Here is a 23,025-nt window from a genome sequence, read left to right on the forward strand (position 1 = left end):
ATCCATAGCGCCTACTTACCAAGGAGATATTGGATACATCCCCCCACACATCCTAAAACTGTATACTTGTAGTAATAAAGATGATTAATGTGGCTCATTAAGGACTTACTTACAAACACATATTGCCATAACTATACTACAAGTGTCTCCAATATTGTTAGAGAAATAGTATTAAATTGCAATATTAACCAATCTACATCTCAACATATCATGAAGAAAAACCAGCCTACTGCAAAGGGGAAATGCTCTTTTTATAGAGTAAGCGATATGCTTAGTACACACTAAGCATCTATAAGGACGTTTGTGTTTCTCCCTGCCAGAGAGTTAATAACTTTTGAGTGAAAAAATGGTCTTTTCTCCCTTTCTGAGAGACAAATAAAATAAATTGCGAACCATCCGTTCTCGTCACGGTAATAATGGTGTTATCCTTAAGTAGCTGGCGATCCACATCAATATTGATAATTTCATTGAATCCTGCTGTTTCCACATTTAGCTGTTGAGTCAAATCATCACGCCAATACGATAATACCCTTTTATTAGTGACAGCATTCCCATCTTCCTGAAAAGAAAATAAGCCATCAGAATAAAAATACAGTAATTTCTCATCAGTACGCAGCAAACCATTGCGATGCATAAACTTTAAATCCTTTTTCCAGAGTTGATCACCCGCAATGACTTCACTACTGGGCATAAAACTCAAATAGGTAGCGAACTGATACATAATAAAAAAGCAGGAAACCACGGTTAGCAATACATGTCGAGCCCGCCATTCATGGTTTGTTTGGGTATCATTTTCAAAACATTTAACATAATTATTTACTTGTTTAACTAATGGCAATAAAAAAACACCTGATAACAAGGCAATAAAATTCCACGGCGCAGGTAACCACCATAAAGATGTTAATAACACCAAATACCCTACTCCCAACATAAATCCCCATAAGGGATATTTATGATGATTAGCTCGCATTGCCGAAAAATAAAGAAAGGGTAATGCAACAGGGAATAAAAATACCATCAACAATGCCCGAACATAACCTACAGCACCCATGAAAGTACGGCGATTCATCCAATACCAATACAAACAATAAATATTAAATGTACATATGGTTAACGTAATAAATTTCACAAAGCTCACAACATAAATTGGGGATCGAAGCTGTCGGTCATAACTGTATTCAATGCCTGCATAAGTAAATGCAGCAAATACTAATGTTAATGTTGCGATGATAATAAGATGCCATTTCCCACCCCATGAGTTTTGCTCAGCTGATAATGTTGGCGTTATTCCTTCTTGTTCATACTGATGAAAAATATAGTAATCCAGTCGTTTATCTATTTGCTTAATTAGACTTAAATACTCATTGAGATTATCAGGAGAGATATAGCTGACTTTACTTTTATAATGATAATTTAGTATTAACGTATTTGATGAATTATCATAGGCAACACTATCACTGTACTGAAAAAACTGATTATCATTGTCATAATCATCGGTTTCCACTTGCCAGGCAAAAGGCAACTGTATTTCAATTGATTGCTTAACATCGGCAGGATAAGCCACGACTAAAGGCGCCTGCCGCCGGACTATTTTAGGTTTAATAACGTAAGGATACAGTGCATTGGAATAAAAATAGGTTTCTGTTCGGCTTGTGTCTTCATCTCTACGCCAATACTCAGGTATCACATAAAACTCTTCCGTGGCAATAAAATCAGCCTTTTCATTTTTAATGGTTAGTGGGTTCAAAGGCTGTATAGAAGGATAAAATTTACTGTAGTAGTTAATATATTCCTGTTGTATTTTCTGCTTACCACTTAACGCTAAATAAGCTCTAAAATCTTCAGCTTCCTTACCAAAATAATGTGTTTCAATGCGATAAGTCGCTGGCTCACCCACCCCCCCTGATAAATCAATCCATTCCTTTACTTCCTTTTTCGCATGAGGCTTAGTCTCAAGTGATGTTAGTGTTTGTTCTCCTTCCCGCAACACTAACGCTACACCATAATCAGGCTGATACAACGACTGCAAGCTACCCAGCTGATAAAGTAAAGTAGGATCCAGCCAATACCACTGGTTGTCGACCTTAGCGTAAACAATAACATGATTAAACGCATTAGGCGTTGGCAAATAATTGGCAACTGTATGGCGATAACGGGAGTGAACTAGCGCAGGGTAAGCCTCAATACCTTGCAATTTAAGCAACGCTAATAAAAGCATGGTCTTGTCTTTACAGTCGCCAAACCGCCTATTAAGTGTAATTTCTGGCGCACTGGGTACGTGTGAACTCACGCCTATCTCAATGCCTAAATAACGAATTTCACTTTGAACATAGTGCAGTGCTTTTACCACTCTTGCTTCAGATGTGGAGCCTTCTTGCATTATTTGTTTATGTAAATACTGAATCGCAGATGATAGCTCGGTAGGAAGCTGGTAATGTGGACGAGCCCAATCAGCAACTTGTTGCCACTGTTGTAACTCACTGAGATAAATTCGAGGATAAGGATTATACCAACCAGGTGTTTCACTTTCTCGCCTTAACGAAGCAATTTGCTGTTGCTGTAAACGATACTCCGTAAAATCATCCAATTCTCGCTGTACCAATGTTAATTCTGTATTAACAGGCAGTGTTGCTAACGGCTTATTATTTGGCCAAAGTAACCTAAAAAACTGCTGATAAACAGGCACCGACCACTGCAGCTCCAACCGGTCAGCAAAGATATTTTGATACACTGGGTTTTGACCAATAATTGAATAGCTATACTCAATGATATCTCCAACCCGCACATCACTTAAAATAATATTCGCGGTCATGCGCCCATCATAAATTTGCGCATCGAGTTCAGACTCACGCTGCATTAATTTAATATCTGCCGAATGAAGTCGGTCAAGATGCTGACCTTTACGATGTACTTTTATGTCATGGAGCTGCAATTGCTCGTAGGTAGGATCATAGGTCACACTAATTTGAGCAACACTTTCTACGCCCTGTGTATTCAGTGCAACTACAGCATAGTGAAAAAAGTTTTGTAGCGTATCAATGGCACGAGTTTGCTGATCAACCAGCAAATAATACTCCCCCCCTATGGCTTCTTCTACAGGCACAGGTTCAGGTAAATTCACTGGATAATGTTCTACCCAATCAGGGGTTTCACTTAACTCTACACCTTGTAACGCGTGTACATCAGTGTGGATACTGAGCAAGCTACTGATTAAAAGACTAAGCCATAGCCAGTACCCTACCAGATCCCGCCCACAATCTCTCATGCGTTAATTCCTGCAATCCATGACAAGTACACTCTCGACACATCTGTTCACTAAATCAGGAATAGATATATTCTGAGTATAATTACTATGGTGCAGAGTTTATTGTTTTGCCAGTGGCGCTTAACAAGTCAATACATTACAAACGATTAAAAGTACTCCCCTTGGACTGTCGCAATAATCAGTCTGGGGCCTCCTCTTGCTCGATGCTCACCTAGGTAAATGCCTTGCCACGTTCCAAGTTGCAGCCGCCCCTCACTTATCGGCAAAGACAACGAGGTACCGATCAGGATTGACTTAATATGCGCCGGCATATCATCAGGTCCTTCATAAATATGCTGAAAATAGGGAGCATCTTCAGGCACATGCTCATTCAAAAACATTTCCAGATCTTCTCGAACCGTGGGATCAGCATTTTCATTTAAAGCAAGTGACGCTGACGTATGCTTAATAAATAAATGCAGTAAGCCTATTTTTAAATGAGACAGCTCAGGAAGTTGTTGAAGTACTTCATCTGTAACCAAATGAAAACCTCGTGGACGAGAACGTAGTTTAATCGTCTTTTGTGCCCACATGAAATGACTTACCCCTCTTAAACTGACTGCATATTAACCACGACTCTACCCACCACTTTACCTCGAAAAATCTGCTGAATATATTCAGGTAAAAGGGTTAATGGTATTTCTCGAGCAATACTTGGTAATTTTTTAATTCGCCATTCAGATGCAAGCTTTTGCCACATTCGTTGCTTGGTTTCAATGGCTTCTTCAACTGAATCAACGCCAAGCAAGCTGACACTACGTAAAATAAAAGGATAAACATTGGCGCTGAACTCAGGCGAAGCGACCATGCCACAACAAGCAACCATACCACCATATTGCAGTGACTTAATCACATTAAACAGAATGTCACCACCCACTGTATCAATAGCTGCAGCCCAACGGGGTTTAAGTAAAGGCTTATCATTACCTTCAAATAAAGTTTCCCGATCAAGTATCATATTGGCCCCTAACCGGCTCAAGTAGTCTGCTTGTTCCAGCTTGCCAGTACTTGCCGCGACAGAATAACCGAGCTGGTTAAGGAGCGACACACTTAAACTACCCACCCCTCCAGTTGCTCCAGTCACAAAAACGTAGCCTGACGCTGGAGTGAGTCCCATTCGTAAAAGCTTATTAATACATAATGCCGTTGTCAGTCCAGCCGTGCCCAAAGCCATTGCATCATAAAGAGACAGTCCAGCAGGTAAAGGAACCAGCCACTGAGCAGGTACACGAATATATTGACCAAACCCACCCGATGTATTCATACCCAGATCATAACCCGTCACAATCACTTCTTGTCCTGTTTGCCAATCAGGATGATCACTGGATACCACAACACCCGATGCATCAATACCAGGTGTGTGCGGATAATGCTTGGTGACGCCTCGATTACCCATAGCCGATAAGGCATCTTTAAAGTTGAGAGAGGAATAGTGAACACGAATCAACACCTCCCCTGCCGGCAAATCTGCAGTGTCTCGCGTTACAATCCGTTGGACATAACTATTCTGCTTAGCATCCTTTTCAACCCATAATGCCTTAAACTGTGTCATTTAACCTCCGGACTGAGAAAACTAATAGCAGCCGGCGCCGTTAAGAAAAAAAGCGACCCCATTGTAGTGTCTGCAGCCAACGTAAAAGCAAACGGTCAGCAGCTGTCTGTACGGCTATACCCAACTTTTCTGGTAGCGATTTTTTATGCTCATACATCACATGATAAATATCTGCTTCATCTACTTTAGCAGTTAAATATTCATCACTGGTTTTTAGCTCATCAACCAAGTTCACCACTTGTGCTCGACGTCCAAACCAAATCTCACCTGTTGCTATCTTTTCCATATCCAGAACAGGACGATGTTCTTGAACAAATACTTTAAATAGCTCGTGGGTATCCTCCAGGTCATCAAGAAACTTTTTACGTCCCTGATCTGTGTTTTCGCCAAAAACGGTCAATGTACGTTTGTACTCACCCGCCGTATGGAGTTCAAAATCAATGTCATGTTTTTTCAGCAGTCGATGTAAGTTGGGTAACTGCGCAACAACACCTATAGAACCTAGAATAGCAAATGGCGCTGCAATAATTTTATTCGCCACGCAGGCCATCATATAGCCACCACTTGCAGCCACTTTATCAACTGCAATGGTCAGTGGAATGCCTTTGTCACGCACTCTATTTAACTGAGCAGCCGCCAGACCATAACCATGAACAACACCGCCTCCACTTTCTAGGCGTACAAGCACTTCATCCTGTGACTCAGCAATACTCAAAATAGCCGTAATTTCTTCTCGTAACGAATCAACCTGAGACGCTTTAATATCCCCATGAAAGTCAACGACATATAAACGAGAACGACGCGGTTCACTCTCATTATCCGTCTTCTTCTGTGCCTGTTTTTCCTTCTTTTTTTCCTCTTTATGTAATGCTTTTAAAGTTTCTTTATCCAATACCGCATTACGTAACGTGTCTTTTACTTCAGTATAATGTTTAGACAAGTTTTTAACTTCAATATGTCCAGCGACTGACTTCTTATGTCGACTATTTATTGCCACAATGCCAGCCACTAAAATCAGTACAGCAACGACTACTGTAACGACCTTAGCAATGAACAAACCGTATTCAGCCAAAAATTCCAAGGTTATCCTCCCATAAAACACAACGGATAAAGCACATCCACGTCGCCAGGTTTTTCTAAATAGGGCGTTATTCTAGCAAAAATAACCCTAAAGACCGAGCATTAACACCAGGTATTTTCATTTCAGCAATTTATAAACTGGCCATCTTTTGAAAAAATAAAACTACCTAGTACGCCATCAGCACACCCTTCTCCAGATTCAAACAATTGTATGATTCCGGGTTGACAGCCTAGCTTAAACTGCATAATCTGCTGACACCAAGTTATTTTAAACGACAAGTTTTCACTATTTTCTGTGTACTCGCACGAGAGCACAACAAAGGTATGCTAAATCAGTAAAACCTATGATAGGTACCTGTAAAAAACATGGAAGGCTTACATGCTCAAAAAAATCACGCATAGTGAAGCATGCTTTCTAAGGAACAGTTTTTCTGTTTTTAAACTTTGTACCAATAAACTAACCTTGTGAGATTTCGACAATGACAACTGTTGCTAATACCCTCAAAGACATGAAGGAAAAGTTCAACCCTGGTGCGGCTGAAGGTCTTGATGTTATTTTTCAGCTTGATATTGAAGATGGTGACACCTACCACATTATCGTGAAAGAAGGTACCTGTGAAATCATTGATGGTGCTTCTGATGATCCTTCTGTCACCTTAATTATGAGCGCTGAAACATTAGACGGCATCATGACTGGGGAAGTAGATGGCATGCAAGCCTTTATGGCAGGCAACTTACGTGCTGAAGGTAATGTCATGTTAGCGACTAAACTGAGCGAACTGTTTCCTATTAATTAGTGAAACGTAGCAGCTATTGATAAGATTATTTTTACATTCCTTTTAAACCCACAAAGGAATATAGCAAGGCGTAAACTGTACAATATATACACTCAAAGGTGTGCAGGCTTACGCCTACCAATAAACCTCATTAAACATTAGATACTTCACTTTTAGTATTTAACAGATATTCATTCTGACTCAGTGCCAGATGTAGATTGGTCGTTCGCTGAATTGTCTCCAGCTTCAGCTTGTTCTGGTGATGGTGCAGCAGGCGCTTCTGACTGAGGACTCACATTATTTTTCTGCTGTCCACCACTACTTAACACTTTAACCTCAACCCCGCTCATAGTCATTGATATCCGATACAAAGCATCTGCTTTGGTTTGATGAGGTGTTGAGACAAACTCCTTAGCCGTCACCTGTGGTATAAGCCAGCTAAAACGTTGTAAAGTATGCCAAATATCCAGCCCATACCGACTTTCTGTCAACATTTTATGGCTAATGACCTGCTGATCATCAACCCCTTCAATTTTAACAAACTTAAACCCAGCAGGAATACCAAAATTCTGTAATGCAGAGTTAGTCATTAAACTATAAATAGTGACTTGCCACTGACTTCCATTTAAATGTAAATAATGGCTGACGCCTTGAGTTTCGCTAAATGTGACTTGAAATTGATTAGGCTGATTTTCTTTAAAACGCACAGTGGCTAATGCTTCGTTAAATGCCAGCTCATCATAATCCGTCACATCTAAGGCAGCCCATGTTAAAAACAAACTCAACGCCAACGCGAGTAACCCAAAAGTACCTCGCAACCACCCAAGAATCCATTGCACAGAAAATAATAATCGCAATCCTAGCAAAAACATGAGTAATGCAATAAAACACATGACTCCAGCAATAGCCAGATACATCATAGTCGCATCCCTTCACCTTTTATGACAGGCACTCTACAGATCACTTGTGTTTATCACCGCTAAACACCAGCCTTGAATAATAAGCACCAAATTAACAAAATAACAGGTACAGCCTAACTCAATAGGCATAGTCCAAGACTAGTCAAAAAAATCAACAATCTGCAATTTCTTATAGCGTCTTAACGAAAAGAGTTAACTTTTGCTTAAGCAAAAATGTGACAAGTGAGTAGGAAGGAATATGCCTGTTCATCCCGACGATAAAAAATCATCAATCAACCAGCGTGCAATTGAAATTGGAGGAGGCAGTTGTGGTAGATTACTGGGACTGAACCAGTCAGCTGCAATAATTTCGTGGTTATCAATTTCGATTTCACCTGCTTTATGATCAGCGCGAAACCCTAACATAAGTGAATTAGGAAACGGCCAGGGTTGACTGGCTTTATACTGAAGGTTGCATACTTCAACCCCCACTTCTTCTTTAACTTCCCGCTTTAATCCCTGTTCAACACTTTCACCAGGTTCTAAAAAGCCAGCAATGGTACTATACCGACCTTCAGGGTAATGAGGTGCTCGAGCCAGCAACATTTGCTCGCCCTTTGTAATTAATACAATGACACAAGGACTAATTGTCGGATATCGACTTCTTGCCCCACAACGACATACTTTGGCACGCTCTGTCGGGTGATCAGCTAGTGGCTGACTACACCGCCCACAATAACGATGCAAATCATGCCAATCAGCCAATTGCATGGCATAATTCAGTAACCCTGCTACCTCCACTGACAATGACATAAGCACAGCCCTAAGAGGCACTAGTTCAAACGTTGTGGGAAGATCATAGTCAGCAGGTAACACATGCCCAGCGACATGCTGCTGCTGAAAGAGCGCTAAGCTAAACGATAAAGGCGGAGAGGTTAAGGTTGACTGCAACACTTGCCATTGGGATGTTGTTAACAAGGGTGACTGAGTTGCTGTACAACAAACAATCTGCCCATTCATAAATACAACATGCTTTGTATAGGCTGACAGGTTAGAAGATACATAGGGTGTAAAGGGCAAAGGGTCGAGCAAAACTTTCATGGTACTACCTTGTAAGCTCTTCAGCTGTCGTTCACAGTAACCTTAATATTGGCCGATAATCTTATGAAGCAGAAGCCGTTTGATAATTGGTTTTATAGCCTAGGTCAGCCAAACTTGTTTCAGCAAGCTCAAGCACTTCCTGGGCAGCCTGCTGCGTACTTTCCATCCCCTCTAGAAAATACTCCAGACTGGTAAGTGCATCAGCGAGTGTTTCAAGCATTTCCGTTGATGGTGGCTCCGCACTTTTCATAATGCGTTCCTGGATAAAGCGATTGCACGCATCAAGTACCGCTGATGCACGCTCAAGCCCTAAAAAGAAGAGTCCACCTCGCACCGCATCTAACGTAGCAGGAAGATTGCCTAAATGCATCTTATCCCAGTTTGACTCCATAAAAGCAGTAATGGCTCGTTTTGCCAGGGCTAACCCTGCTTGTGACTCCTCAACCACAACGATTCTTGCTTCAGTCAGTTGAGTATTAGCCATCGTTGATGACTCACTTCCTGGGGCCGCATCATGACGAGAGGCTTTTACCATCGAGCTTTCCAGGCTGGAAACCAGAGACTCTACATACAAGACGGTATCGGCCAGCTTCAGCAATTGTTCCTGGTCTTGAACCTCGCCAGCTTGCTGCCAGTCAGCCACAACCTGTTGTTGTGCTTTGAGGGATTTAGCTGCAGATAACAAACCCACAACAATTAAAGTGTTGGCTAAACGGCCCAAGCTATCTTGCATATCAGTGAAGTCATTTTCAGTATGACCAGCACCCCGCTCTAGCAAATCAAGCATATCTTTAATGGTGGCTAACTCTTCCTTAATCGCACTGGAGACAGAACGATAAACTTCATTACCTGGTCCCGCTAAGATAGAGCGCTCTTCAGCAAGCCGATGATCATTAAACGGTAACGGTAGCAAGCCAAATGTTTTTTGCACTGCAGAAGCCAGTGAACCTTTAGTGCTGGCAAGTGCTATATAGTAAAGCAGTTCTTTGAGAATCGCTTTTGGAGGCTCAATATTGGCCAGCTCTTCGGTAGGAGACTGCAAACGCTTTATCTGCCGATCAACCGAGGCTAACAGCATCTTCCTTGGTTTGGTGACTTGCATCTCGGCATCCGCAAATGACTCTAAAGCCGCACTGCCAACCCACAGTAATTTAGCAAAGGACTGTTTTCCATAAAGCCTATAAAGCCGCGTTAAAGCACGAGACATCAACCGAGCGCTGGAATATACATTCTCTTCCCGAATCAGTCCCAGTAAACCAACTTGATACATTTGGCGTAGCCGACGGGTACTTTGACCTAATTCCTGAGCCGATAGTTCAGCAGAGTCATCAGGCTGTGGAATAGAAGAATCAAGACGAACGGTAAAGAAATGACTTTCTGGCAGTGCTGCCTTTTTCCGTGCACTTCGCAATTCGTTAATAACGGCAATTAGCAGTTCGGGGATTTCGTTTCGATTAAGCTGCAAATACTCCAGATAACGGTTTAATACAAAAAGCCCATTACCCAATGCACTCAATGTTTCATCTTTTTCTGCTGAAGCACCCTCTGGAATATCAGTTGCCAGCTCAAGCATTTCTTGAGCTAATAACTCGGCCCCACTCACTTCGATAAGATTGAGCGTACCTCGAATTTGCTGTAAGTAATCTACACACGACTGGATATGAGAACCATTTTCACGATCCTCAATAAAACTTTCCAAACTGTGTTCGGCATTCTGGATTGTGGCTTCCAGTTCATCACGAACCAAGCTTAAAGAAGAAGCACCCGCCATCAGATAGTAACTCCAAACATCATGGTATTAACAGCGTGAAAAAAACCTGAGTTAACACAGGCTTTGTCTAAATCAGTTTGCGTAGTAAACATACTACAAGTTAAGTGCATTAGTAGGGAACACCCGTAGTATGCCTGCTAAACAGCAATGAATCCACTCAGGATAAGTGCTGGCTCCCCTGATAGATATGGTAGTCTCTCCTACATCATGCCCAATAACAACACATCAATATAAGGGTTATGACTTTTAAGTATGTCATTATTTTAGTGATAAACACAACGTTAAGGAGTATAGCGGCATACCTGCTCTCAACATATAACACATGAATTCATGCAAAAATCGTTACTATACCTCTGTTAAATATAACAACTACCCCCTAAAAAGCGAGTGAGTTATTTATGATCAATGTGCTTTACCCACTGAAATTCTTGATAGAAACTGCTTTTCCAAGAGAAAGTCGTTATAATTCCCTTCACATTGCCTTAAACTGATTTATATCATCGCCACTAAATTAGTGGTTTACTATATTAAAGTGCGCGTGTCGCCTTTGGTGGTAAGATCTGACCTCAGATACCTTAACCTGAAGCCACTCACCTAACAGGTGAGCAGGTCTTACCACCAAAGGCGAGGCGGTGCCACAAGCAACCATCTTCAGTTGCAACATGCCATATCCAGTAATGGCGTTCGGTGTACTAATCTTTATTCGCAGCTACGTTAATTCATATATTTACACTAGCCGGATTAGTCACTGATACCTGTGTGGTACACCTCTGCTTTTCGCAACAAGGCCCTTTATGGCATGCAAAGCTTAAGTGTTCCCGCATTAATGGATATTGGCACCTATGACCACTGGTTGCAGTGTTCAGTTGTTAACATGTTTGTATATCAACATGGCCAGTAACTTTAGTTAGGAAGAGCGTATGCCTAGTTCTGTTAAAAGTGCATTCATGCACAACTTTCTGGGAAACTCAGCGGATTGGTATAAGTACACCATTCTGGCATTTTTAGTCATTAACCCATTGCTTCTCTTTGGTTTACCCCCTGAGACTGGCCCAACGGTAACCTCTTGGTGTCTTGTATTAGAGTTTATTTTTACGCTGGCGATGGCATTGAAATGCTATCCCCTCCAACCAGGGGGGTTATTGGTCATCGAGGCCATGCTTTTACACCTAACCACACCTGAGACCTTAAAGAATGAGGTATTCCAGAATTTCCCAGTTATCTTGTTACTGATGTTTATGGTGGCTGGTATCTACTTCATGAAGGATTTACTACTCTTTATTTTTACTAAGATACTTATCGGTGTTCGCTCAAAAATTGCTTTATCCCTTCTTTTTTCTATTGTCTCAGCGTTGTTGTCAGCCTTCTTAGATGCTTTAACAGTAACTGCAGTCATCATCAGTGTTGCCGTTGGCTTTTACTCGGTTTACCACAAGATTGCCTCAGGTAAAAAGCTCCAACACCCAGACCACAATCACCATCAAGACGATATGGTGGTTGAGTTACACCGCTCTGACCTTGAACAGTTCCGGGCCTTCCTGCGTAATCTCATGATGCATGCAGCTATAGGTACAGCACTTGGCGGGGTTTGTACGGTTGTAGGCGAACCCCAAAACCTACTCATTGCTGACAAAATAAACTGGGAGTTTGTTGAGTTCTTTTTACGAATGGCACCTGTCACCATGCCTGTATTTGTGGCAGGACTACTGACCCTGGTCATATTAGAAAAGACCTGCTGGTTTGGTTATGGCGCAACACTACCCATTGCAGTACGTGAAGTATTAACAGAATATGCTGATGTTGAAGCCGAAAAACGCACTAACAAAGATATTGCAGCCCTCATAGTACAAGCCGTTGCAGGCCTAATCTTAGTGCTTGGACTTGCCTTTCACATTGCTGAAGTAGGCTTTATTGGCTTACTGGTTATTGTGTTGATTACCGCTTTTACAGGCATTATTGAAGAACATCAGCTTGGAAAAGCCTTTGAAGAAGCTCTTCCCTTTACAGCACTGCTAGTGGTATTTTTTGGGATTGTTGCCGTTATCCATGATCAACATTTATTTACCCCCATTATTCATGCCGTTCTGGAAATGAAAAAATCAGCTCAACCTGGCATGTTCTTCTTGGCAAATGGTATTTTATCCATGATCAGTGATAACGTATTTGTAGCAACTGTTTACATTAATGAAGTCGTTGCAGCCTACAAAGCCAACATCATTTCTCGCGAGCACCTTGATACATTAGCAATAGCCATCAACACGGGAACCAACTTACCCAGCGTTGCCACACCGAATGGTCAAGCGGCCTTTCTGTTCTTGCTAACATCCGCATTAGCCCCTCTTATTCGACTGAGTTATGGCCGAATGGTGCTAATGGCCTTACCTTATACCATTGTATTAACCCTGGTGGGCTATATCTGCGTCTCAACCCTTATCTAAGCTTACTAACCAACCACTCATCAAAGGGTGGTTGGTTATAACTCACAATACCCACTCCAGACTATACTGTGTGTTTATCCTTTCTTAGCTTTGCCCTTCAGCACCTTCTAACTCATGCCACAAGCACGCACCACTGTCCGCCATCTGTTGTAGTTTTGCTTGATGGACTTCTATTTCTTCTGCAGACGCCATAATAATTGGTAAGGCTGGACGATCACTGGAAACCCGATGAATACGACTAGTCCCTTCACCCTCATCACTATCTGCTGAGCCTAACGACAACATGGTTTGCCCACCGGTCATCGCTAGATAAACATCAGCCAGAATCTCTGCGTCCAGGAGGGCACCGTGATAAGTCCGTGCCGAGTTATCAACGCCATAACGCTTACACAGTGCATCCAAACTGTTTTTCTGACCAGGATGTTTTTTACGCGCCATCACCAAACTGTCGGTGATCTGACAGATAGTATCTACACCAGGTAAGGGACGGCTAAGAAGATTAAATTCGTGATTGATAAAACCCACATCAAAGGGGGCATTATGAATAACCAGTTCCGCCCCTCTGACAAATGACACAAACTCTTCAACAATTTCTTGGAATCGGGGTTTATCCTGTAAAAACTCATTGGTTATACCATGAACCTGAACTGCACCATCATCCACCTCTCGATCAGGTTGGATATAACAGTGAAAACTGCGTCCAGTATAACGGCGGTTTTCTAACTCAACACAACCAATTTCAATAATTCGATGTCCCTGAGAGGGTTCAAGGCCTGTTGTTTCAGTATCCAAGACAACTATACGCATGGCAGCTCTTCTTTACTTAAATTCAATATCACTTTTACTAAAATCCAATCACTCATCAGCGGATGATGATAAAACCTGTATCACGCCTTGGTTAGCCAACTGGTCAGCACGTTCATTATCAGGATGTCCGTTGTGCGCCTTAACCCAACACCACTCTACCTGATGGCGTTGCGCAGCTGCATCTAGTGCCTGCCAAAGATCAGCATTTTTAACGGGGGACTTACTGGCTGTTCGCCAGTTTCTACGTTTCCAGTTAGGCATCCACTCCGAAATACCTTTACGCAAATACTCTGAATCAGTAGTCAAACGCACATTGCAAGCACGAGTCAGTGCATTCAAGCCCTCAATAGCCGCCATTAATTCCATACGATTATTGGTGGTGTCCAACGCTCCACCACATAAGGTTTTTTCCTGATTTTTATAGCGAAGTAACACGCCCCATCCTCCTGGGCCAGGATTACCTTTACACGCACCATCTGTAAAAATTTCTACTACCTGACTCAAACTATTCTCCACTTAAATCTCTCGTCGTGTATTAGGTTCCACCAAGGTTGGTGTCGCAAGAGACTCTCTTAGCTGACGCCAAACAGGGCGAATAGGTGTCATTCCCGCGAGTTCTCGGGTTGCTTTTAGTAAATACAAACTTCCAAACGGTAAATGCCAACGCTCACAGCGTTTTTCCCAGGCGGGCTCCGCTTTTCTTCCTGGAGCAATAGGTAGCGTAAATCCAGCATATTGTAAGTGATCAACAGAGAAGTTCAGCAACGTTAACCAATCCTGCAAACGACGAACAGCAATAAAGTTGGCATACTTTCCTCCTCGTTTATAGCCCTCTCGTACCCGCCGTGATGCCCCCCATAAGCTCCAAGGATTAAACCCAACAATGATGATTTTGCCCCCCGGAATGACGACTTTACAGGCTTCTCTTAACAGTCGGTGAGGACGCTCAACATAGTCTAAGCCATGATGTAATAACACCATATCCACACTTCTTGGTCTTAGCGGCCAATTACTGGGGGAAGCAATGACTTGATGTTCTCCCCATTCGGGTAAAGTAAAAGGTGTTATTAATGTATGATGAGCGACACGGCTAGCCTGCAAAATAGAGGGTGTCTCGCAAATACTGACAACGACACCATGATAACCAAATACGCTATCCAGTGTATGATCCAGTAGCTGATGCCCTGAAGCAAGAAAACGCTTACCAACACCTGTCTGTAACCATTGATGTAAAACAGGCAGTATTGCTGAATAACTGGGTCGCTGTCTGACGTTACGCCATAATTTCATAACACGCTCATTAAGCTAACTACCGTATAATATCATTAATGTTTTACTATTATTAAAAAGTCAGGTGCGCGACTTATGCTTTCTATTTCACCGATTCCTGCATTTAACGATAATTATATCTGGCTCATCAGTGAGACCAAAACTCACAAGGCGTGGGTTGTCGATCCAGGTGACGCTAAGGTTGTCATCGACACCCTACAAGAAAAACAGTTACAACTAGAAGGCATCCTCATCACCCACCATCACTTTGATCATGTTGGTGGTTTGAAGGCGCTCAAAAAACTTTTCAAACCAGTGACTTATGGCCCTAAGAGTGATGCTATTCATGACATTGATGTGCCGCTCTCTGCTGATGATACCCTGACTGTACTGGAGCACACATTTAAGGTCATTGCCGTACCTGGTCATACCCTCGACCATATTGCTTACTTTTCAGAATCATTCTTAAACCAGCCGGTTTTATTCTGTGGTGATACCCTGTTTGCTGGAGGTTGTGGTCGACTATTTGAAGGCACGGCACAACAACTTTACCAATCGTTACAACAACTGACTCACTTACCTGCAAATACACTCGTCTATTGTGCTCACGAATATACCCAAAACAATTTAGCCTTTGCTCATGCGGTTGAACCAAATAACACTGAACTCAATGCGCGACGACAACACGTTGCTCAATTACGCAACCATCACCAACCCACCCTACCATCAACCCTTGCAGATGAGTTGAGTACCAATCCCTTTTTGCGTTGTGCCGAGCCTTCTGTAAAGCATCGCTGTGAGTCGCACATTCAGCAAGATCTTGTCAGCCCGGTTGATGTCTTTGCTACTTTGCGCCGCTGGAAAGACCACTTTTGATAGGCTGATACTCACTATTAAAACTACGCGATACAGTAAAATATAAGCAAGTTATTACCTCTAAGCCGCTTTTTGCGGCTTTTTTATTCTTTACATTTCACAGTATTTTGATGATATGCTACGCACTTTTTTATAGATATATTTCACCAAAATTAACCGCAATGACCTAAAGTTACCATAAACACTGCGACCTTCCTGTTAGTAGGTTCGCTTCATAAAAAGTGTGTTACACAATCCTGGCCATATGATGTTGTATTATCAAAATGACTCTTTTGGGGGCAGAAAAGCCTACCGCCTATTGCTCTGTTGTCTTGGGCTTACAGGTACAGTCCTGCTATCAGGCTGTCAAACCAGTAAACCACTAACCTCCACTCAAATTCCCGATCCTGACACGCCTCAATCTGTTTTTTCCTGGTTTCACCAAGAGCCTGCAACCCAGTCACTCTCAGCTGAGGCCGCTGCACGTGCAGACCAGGAAACACTAAAGCAGTCCACTACAGCAACATCAAACACCACTCAGCTCAATAATGTCTGGATAAGATTAAGCCAGCAGTTCTCCTTACCGTATCCTATTGACCATCCACGTATACAACGGGAAATTGCCTGGTTCAAAAAACACCCCAAATACATTCAGCGAGTGAACCAAAGAGCAGAACCTTACCTGTTTTACATCACTGAACTTGTGGAACAGCGTGGACTACCGACTGAACTCGCCTTACTCCCAGTAATTGAGAGTGCTTATGATCCTTTTGCCTACTCGCCTGGACGCGCTTCAGGACTTTGGCAGTTTATTCCCAGTACGGGGAAATACTTTGGACTTAAACAAAACTGGTGGTATGACGGTCGCCGAGATGTTGTTGCCTCGACAAATGCAGCACTCGACTACTTAAGCAAACTGTATAGTCATCTTGGTGATTGGGAACTGGCTCTAGCCTCTTATAATGCTGGCGAAGGTACCATTCTTAAAGCGATGCGCAGAAATAAACAAGCAGGTAAACCTCAAGACTATTGGTCTCTCGATCTACCTAGAGAAACTGAACAATATGTCCCTCGTTTGCTGGCTTTAGCGCATATCATCGCGAATACTGATCGCTATGACATTAAAATGCCTGCTGTCGCCAATAAACCTTACTTTCAAAAAGTGAAAACGCAAGGCCAAATTGATTTGGCACTAGCTGCTGACATGGCGGCCTTACCACTGGACACCCTTTACCAATTAAATCCTGGGTTTAATCAGTGGGCCACTGATCCTAATGGACCCCATTACTTACTTGTCCCCATTACCCAAGCAAGTCAGTTTCAGGATGCCTTACAAAAGCTCCCACCCAAAAAGCGTATGCAATGGCAACGTTATCAGGTCAGGCGGGGAGACTCACTGATCGCGATTGCCAATCGATTCCAAACACGAACTAAAGTGATTCAGCAAGCCAATAAGCTGTCTAGCCACCGTATTCGTATAGGGCAAACATTGCTTATTCCTCAAGCAAGCCAGCTACTGAGTCAATACACGAAAACACGTGCTCAACGCCGCCGTGGTAAGCAGGCCAGCGTTGCAGCTCAAGGCAAGTCAGTGTATTACAAAGTGAAACGAGGCGACTCATTTTGGCATATTGCCCGTCAATATGATGTCAGTGTAAGCGCATTGAGCCGATGGAATAACCTATCACCAAGAGATACCTTAAAACCAGGCCAACGTTTAGTCGTACAATTAAATAATGTACGATCCAGCGCTCACACCCCGACTCAAAAAAGAAAAGTAAAACGCAAGGTAAACTATAAAGTACGTAAAGGTGACTCTCTTTATAGAATTGCCTCGCGTTTTAATGTGCGTGTCGATGATATCCAAGACTGGAACCAACTACAGCACACTAATCTAAAACCAGGACAAGCACTTACCTTGTTTGTGAATGTGACAGGCACTTAAAGCCAGCTCTACCCACCATTTAGTTATCTTGTTGATCGGCGGCTATAACCTATTACAATCCTCATAGGTTATAGCCAGCCTCCCCCCTTAATCTGTTCTTTGTTATTAAGAAATATCAATCCACCCAACATTATCCCGCACGCCAGATATACTGATAAGAGTAATCATTTTAGATTGTGTTTCTGACGTAATAATAATGACATCTTGCGTAGTATTTCCAACTAACGACTCAGTCATGCTTGAGGGATAAAATGCACCAACAGGCTTTACCCAGCACAAATCACTCAGTAAAACATTGGACCTTTATTAGCGGGTTACAATGGCTGATTTTAGTGACAGGGTTTATGGCTTACTACCTTGCGTTTGCAAGTGAAACACCTGTCTCCGTAGCAACACCCAAAGCAGCTCTTTCCCCTATAATTAAAGTATCAGCTATAGCACTACACGGTGAACCTCAATACCCTGCTGATTTTAAGCATTTTAATTATGTTAACCCTAATGCCCCCAAAGGTGGAAAGATCACCCTCTCGGCACTTGGTACCTTTGATACCTTAAATCCTTATACCTTAAAAGGCACCAGCCCGGTAAACACCCCCGGTTTTTTTGTTTATGGCATCAATGAAAATAATGAAACCCTATTAATGGGTACGACAGGTGATAACCGTGTCGGTGATGAATATCAAACCGCCTACGGTTTGATTGCAGAGAATATTGAGTTTCCTGCAAATTACGACTGGGTTATTTTCCACATACGACCAGAAGCGCGTTTTCATGATAACACCCCCATCACTGCTCAAGATGTTGTCTTTTCCTTTAATACCCTCATTAAGCAAGGGCATCCTCGCTATAAACTTGTTTATACAGACGTTAAAGATGCTATTGCCCTTTCAAAACAGCAGGTCAAATTCTTACTCTCGGGGAGTAGTCGGCGTAGCCTGATACTTCGGCTTGGCGAACTACCGGTATTATCAGCAGCCTATTGGACTGATCGGAATTTTGCTGCCACTACCCTTGAGCCGCCCCTTAATAGTGGGCCTTATCGAATGACTAAAGTAGAGCCCGGGCGAAGTATTACCTTTAAACGCGAAAAAAATTACTGGGGAAAATCATTACCCATCAATCGCGGGCGATATAATTTTGATACGGTTGAGTACCTTTTCTTTCAAGAAAGCACTGTCGCATTTGAAGCATTTAAAGCTAACCAGTACGACTTTCGCCTGGAACATATCGCCAGGCAGTGGGAAACCTCTTACCATTTTCCAGCCGTCCAATCAGGCAAGGTGATCAAAGAAGTCATTCCTCATCGTGAACCAGCCTCATTACAAGGTTTTTTTTTAAACAGTCGACACTTTCCGTTTAATGATATTGCCTCCCGAGAGGCGATTGCCTGGACCTTTGATTTTGAGTGGACAAACAAAGTTCTGTTTCATGAGGCGTATCAACGCTCAAACAGCTTATTTGCCAATTCGGACTTAGGTAGCTTTGGTCCTCCAACACCAGAAGAGCGAAAGCTACTCTCGCAGTTTAAACTGCCTGCAAAAATTAAAGAAAAACCCTTCAAGCTTCCAAATATCCATGATGGCACAATTCGCGATCGACAACGTATTGCCTTAAGAAAACTCACTGCAGCAGGTTGGCGCATGCAAAAAGGTAAGCTGGTCAATACTCAAGGCATACCTTTTACATTTGAAGCATTAGACTACCAACAAAGTAGTTCGCGAATACTGCTCCCTTTACAAAAAAACCTGAAACGAATAGGTATTGAGATGCGTATTCGCATCGTCGATAGTGCTTCTTATCAAGAGCGCCTCAAGCAATTTGACTTTGATATGACAACACTGGCGTTGTCTCAATCGCTCTCTCCTGGGCAAAATTTAAAGTCATTGTTTCACTCTTCTCAAGCCGCTGTACCCGGCTCACTTAACTTGTCGGGTATACAGCTGCCCGCTGTAGATCAACTTCTCACGATGATAACTGAGGCACACAGCCGTAAAGAGCTTCAGCTATTTACGCGTAGTTTGGATAGAATACTGCTCTGGCATTACTTTATTATTCCACATTGGTACTTAAATTATCATCGGGTAGCGTATTGGAAACATTTGCAAAGGCCTGCTATTTCACCGCCCTATTCATTCTGCTTTGAGTGCTGGTGGGTAAATGATCAATAAGGACAGGAAAAATACTACTTATGTCAACTTGCCAATTAAAAAGCAAACATCATCCTATCAACGTACTTTTTTTACTGGCAACCTTGCTAGGCTTAGCCCTTGCTGTTCAAGCTGAAGAAAAGATCCATAAAAGTCATGCCATTACCATTCATGGTAAACCCAAGTACCCTGCAGACTTTACTCACTTTGACTTTGTCAATCCTGATGCCCCTAAAGGTGGTACTTTACGCCTGGCAGCTATCTCCTCAAGTGGTTTTGATAGTTTAAACCCCTTTATCGTTAAGGGAATTGCTGCTAGTGGGATGACAGCGCTCTACAATAATTATTTTTATGACACACTTCTTTATCACAGCGAAGATGAACCTTTTACCATGTATGGCTTATTGGCAGAACAAATGGAATGGCCAGAAAACCGTGCTTGGATTATTTTTCATCTACGTAAGAACATCCATTTTCATGACGGACACCCCCTAACGGCTGAAGATGTCGTATTTAGCTTTAACTTGTTGCAAAAAGAAGGACACCCTATATACAAAACCTATTATGCCAATGTTGAACAAGTCGAGGCGCTCGATAAATGGCGGGTAAAATTTACCTTTACACCAGGTGATAATCGGGAACTGGCCATGATCATCGGCCAGTTTGCTGTTTTACCTAAACACTACTGGAGCCAGCACACTTTTAATAAAACCACACTTACACCACCGATTGGCAGTGGTCCCTATACCATCAGCCAAGTTGATGCTGGTCGCTCCATTACTTATAAGCGAGACCCTAACTACTGGGGTAAAGACCTCCCTGTAACCCGTGGAAAATACAACTTTGAGACCATTCGTTATGATTACTATCGTGACCCAACCGTTGCTATAGAAGCATTAAAAGCGGGTGAATATGATGTTCGGCTTGAAAACAGTGCTAAAAACTGGGCAACCCAGTATGAGGGTAAGCTATTCACCAGCCAGGCCATGGTCAAGAAAACCCTACCAAACTTATCACGTGCTGGTTTGCAAGGCTTTATATACAACATTCGCCGCCCTGTTTTTGCAGATAGCAAGGTACGCCAAGCATTAAGTTATGCCTATGATTTCGAGTGGGCCAATAAAAATTTGTTTTATAATAGTTACGAACGCACTGACAGTTTTTTTGAAAACTCTGAAATGGCCTCCTCAGGCCTCCCATCACCTGATGAACTAAAAATTCTTGAACCCTATAAAGATCAACTTCCTGAAGCGCTTTTCACTCAAGCTTTTGAGCTACCCAAAACGGATGGTTCAGGTAATAACCGACAACAATTACGGCAAGCACTTCGTTTACTCAAAGAAGCAGGATATACCTTAAAAGAAGGCAAGCTTGTCAATAAAAAAACCAATACACCTTTTACCTTTGAAATATTGCTCACTCAACCTGAAATGGAAAGAGTTATTCTGCCGTTTCAAGAAAGCTTAAAAAAGCTGGGTATCGAGATGACCATCCGACAAGTTGATGCTCAGCAGTATGTCAAACGCGTACAAAGCTTTGACTTTGATATGATCATTGGTGGATTTGGGCAAAGTCAGTCACCAGGGAATGAGCAACGTGACTTCTGGCACTCTTCGCAGGCAGATATTCAAGGTAGTCGTAACTATATTGGTATCAAAAACCCCGTTGTTGATGACCTTGTTAATAAAATTATTACCGCATCCAGTCGCGAAACATTAATTAACTACTGCCGCGCATTAGACCGTGTTTTACTGTGGAATCACTATGTGATCCCTCAGTTTCATATCAATCAACATCGCCTTATTTATTGGAACAAATTTGGTCAACCTAAGATTTCACCCAAATACACCTTTACCTTAGATACTTGGTGGGAAGATCCCCAAAAAGCCGAAAAAATAAAGTCTTTGCGTAAAAAAGCCAACTAATGTCATGTCATTGCCAATGGCCCCGCTTATACCCACAGCGAAGGGTATAACTATCAGTTTGCTTTAAAGAGGCTTGTTGATGCTGGTTTATATTATCCGACGCTTATTGCTCATCATTCCAACCATATTTGGCATCATGCTCATCAACTTCATTATTATACAGGCCGCCCCTGGTGGCCCTGTTGAGCAGATGCTGGCCCAACTCCAAGGACTTCAGACAGGAGCTGGCAGTCGTCTTGGTGGGACAGGTGCCGATATTGCTCAACCAGATGGACAGTACCGAGGCGCTCAAGGTCTTCGCCCAGAGTTAATTGCCGAAATCAAAAAGCTTTATGGATTTGATAAACCACCCTCTGAGCGCTTCTGGATGATGTTAAAAAACTACGCAACATTTAACTTTGGCCAGAGTTTTTTTCGGGATCAAGATGTTATTGATTTAATTATTGATAAATTACCCGTATCAATATCACTGGGGCTTTGGACAACCTTATTAGTCTATTTAATATCCATTCCCTTAGGCATTAAAAAAGCTGTCAAACATGGTAGTCGGTTTGATGTTTGGACATCAACAACCATTATTGTAGGCTATGCCATTCCCAACTTTTTGTTTGCGATTTTACTGATCGTACTCTTTGCAGGAGGTAGCTATTTTAACTGGTTTCCCTTGCGAGGGCTTACCTCCAATAATTTTGACCAACTCCCCATTTGGCAACAGGTGCTCGATTATTTTTGGCATTTAGTGTTGCCTATTACAGCAATGGTGGTGAGTGGCTTTGCAACACTCACCATGCTCACTAAAAATTCTTTCTTAGATGAAATACATAAGCAGTATGTCTTAACGGCAAAAGCTAAGGGATTGTCTGAAAAACGAGTGCTCTATGGACATGTTTTTCGTAATGCTATGCTGATCGTGATTGCCCAAATCCCTGCCGCGTTAGTCGGTATTTTCTTGACCAGCTCCTTACTAATTGAAGTGGTTTTCTCCCTTGACGGGTTAGGTTTACTGGGCTTTGAGGCCGCCTTAAGTCGTGACTATCCCGTGGTTTTTGCCACCGTGTATATCTACACCTTAATTGGTTTACTCCTGAAGTTAGTTGGTGATATCACCTATATGATTATTGACCCCAGAATTGATTTTGAAAGCCGGGAAGGTTGA

17 protein-coding genes are annotated in these 23,025 nt (G+C 42.4%); 7 read left to right on the plus strand and 10 right to left on the minus strand.

Annotation, left to right across the window (positions count from 1 at the left end):
- Positions 1-289: 289 nt before the first annotated feature.
- The 4 genes from ACQ96U_RS12135 to sohB all read right to left on the minus strand — a co-directional run bounded on the left by ACQ96U_RS12135 (position 290) and on the right by sohB (position 5,937).
- Entirely contained in the window at positions 290-3,265 is a 2,976-nt protein-coding gene (locus ACQ96U_RS12135; RefSeq protein ID WP_431721523.1) for a DUF3857 domain-containing transglutaminase family protein, read from the minus strand.
- A 146-nt stretch (positions 3,266-3,411) separates the two neighbouring features.
- Positions 3,412-3,837 (minus strand): secondary thiamine-phosphate synthase enzyme YjbQ, encoded by a 426-nt coding sequence (locus ACQ96U_RS12140; protein ID WP_431721524.1) that lies wholly within the window; start codon positions 3,835-3,837, stop codon positions 3,412-3,414.
- A 17-nt stretch (positions 3,838-3,854) separates the two neighbouring features.
- Entirely contained in the window at positions 3,855-4,856 is a 1,002-nt protein-coding gene (locus ACQ96U_RS12145) for a YhdH/YhfP family quinone oxidoreductase (protein ID WP_431721525.1), read from the minus strand.
- A 40-nt stretch (positions 4,857-4,896) separates the two neighbouring features.
- Entirely contained in the window at positions 4,897-5,937 is a 1,041-nt protein-coding gene (gene sohB / locus ACQ96U_RS12150; RefSeq protein WP_431721526.1) for a protease SohB, read from the minus strand.
- 478 nt (positions 5,938-6,415) lie between these two features.
- Between sohB and ACQ96U_RS12155 the strand changes: the two genes are divergently transcribed.
- A complete protein-coding gene (locus tag ACQ96U_RS12155; protein WP_431721527.1) occupies positions 6,416-6,733 on the plus strand; it encodes an SCP2 sterol-binding domain-containing protein in 318 nt (105 codons plus the stop codon).
- A 170-nt stretch (positions 6,734-6,903) separates the two neighbouring features.
- On the opposite strand, the gene ACQ96U_RS12160 is transcribed toward ACQ96U_RS12155, so the two are convergent.
- From ACQ96U_RS12160 to ACQ96U_RS12170, 3 genes are all read right to left on the minus strand, one after another.
- A complete protein-coding gene (locus tag ACQ96U_RS12160) occupies positions 6,904-7,632 on the minus strand; it encodes a hypothetical protein (RefSeq protein ID WP_431721528.1) in 729 nt (242 codons plus the stop codon).
- A gap of 246 nt (positions 7,633-7,878) precedes the next feature.
- On the minus strand, positions 7,879-8,712 hold the full coding sequence (nudC, locus tag ACQ96U_RS12165; protein WP_431721529.1) for an NAD(+) diphosphatase: 834 nt from the start codon (positions 8,710-8,712) through the stop codon (positions 7,879-7,881).
- A 61-nt stretch (positions 8,713-8,773) separates the two neighbouring features.
- Positions 8,774-10,483 carry a hypothetical protein gene (locus ACQ96U_RS12170; protein ID WP_431721530.1) on the minus strand — a complete coding sequence of 570 codons (1,710 nt, stop codon included), beginning with the start codon at positions 10,481-10,483 and terminating at the stop codon, positions 8,774-8,776.
- Between the two features lie 920 nt (positions 10,484-11,403).
- Here ACQ96U_RS12170 and nhaB point away from each other — a divergent pair.
- A complete protein-coding gene (nhaB, locus tag ACQ96U_RS12175; RefSeq protein WP_431721531.1) occupies positions 11,404-12,921 on the plus strand; it encodes a sodium/proton antiporter NhaB in 1,518 nt (505 codons plus the stop codon).
- 84 nt (positions 12,922-13,005) lie between these two features.
- Here the strand turns inward: nhaB and dnaQ are convergent, their stop codons facing one another.
- The 3 genes from dnaQ to ACQ96U_RS12190 are packed head-to-tail and all read right to left on the minus strand — an operon-like array spanning position 13,006 to position 15,018.
- Entirely contained in the window at positions 13,006-13,728 is a 723-nt protein-coding gene (gene dnaQ, locus ACQ96U_RS12180) for a DNA polymerase III subunit epsilon (RefSeq protein WP_431721532.1), read from the minus strand.
- A gap of 48 nt (positions 13,729-13,776) precedes the next feature.
- Positions 13,777-14,232, minus strand: a complete 456-nt coding sequence (gene rnhA, locus ACQ96U_RS12185) for a ribonuclease HI (RefSeq protein WP_431721533.1) — start codon at positions 14,230-14,232, stop codon at positions 13,777-13,779.
- Between the two features lie 12 nt (positions 14,233-14,244).
- On the minus strand, positions 14,245-15,018 hold the full coding sequence (locus ACQ96U_RS12190) for a methyltransferase domain-containing protein (RefSeq protein WP_431721534.1): 774 nt from the start codon (positions 15,016-15,018) through the stop codon (positions 14,245-14,247).
- Between the two features lie 75 nt (positions 15,019-15,093).
- Here ACQ96U_RS12190 and gloB point away from each other — a divergent pair, with 75 nt between their 5' ends.
- From gloB to ACQ96U_RS12215, 5 genes are all read left to right on the plus strand, one after another.
- The gene (gene gloB / locus ACQ96U_RS12195) at positions 15,094-15,873 is read left to right on the plus strand and encodes a hydroxyacylglutathione hydrolase (RefSeq protein ID WP_431721535.1); all 780 of its coding nucleotides are present in this window, start codon (positions 15,094-15,096) and stop codon (positions 15,871-15,873) included.
- Between the two features lie 244 nt (positions 15,874-16,117).
- Complete coding sequence (locus ACQ96U_RS12200) at positions 16,118-17,797, plus strand: LysM peptidoglycan-binding domain-containing protein (RefSeq protein WP_431721536.1); 1,680 nt, start codon at positions 16,118-16,120, stop codon at positions 17,795-17,797.
- 251 nt (positions 17,798-18,048) lie between these two features.
- The gene (locus tag ACQ96U_RS12205; protein WP_431721537.1) at positions 18,049-19,965 is read left to right on the plus strand and encodes an extracellular solute-binding protein; all 1,917 of its coding nucleotides are present in this window, start codon (positions 18,049-18,051) and stop codon (positions 19,963-19,965) included.
- A gap of 20 nt (positions 19,966-19,985) precedes the next feature.
- Entirely contained in the window at positions 19,986-21,869 is a 1,884-nt protein-coding gene (locus tag ACQ96U_RS12210) for an extracellular solute-binding protein (protein ID WP_431721538.1), read from the plus strand.
- 79 nt (positions 21,870-21,948) lie between these two features.
- Positions 21,949-23,025 (plus strand): microcin C ABC transporter permease YejB, encoded by a 1,077-nt coding sequence (locus ACQ96U_RS12215; RefSeq protein ID WP_431721539.1) that lies wholly within the window; start codon positions 21,949-21,951, stop codon positions 23,023-23,025.

The sequence above is a fragment of the Zooshikella sp. RANM57 genome (assembly GCF_050749885.1).
Taxonomy (GTDB): Bacteria; Pseudomonadota; Gammaproteobacteria; order Pseudomonadales; family Zooshikellaceae; genus Zooshikella.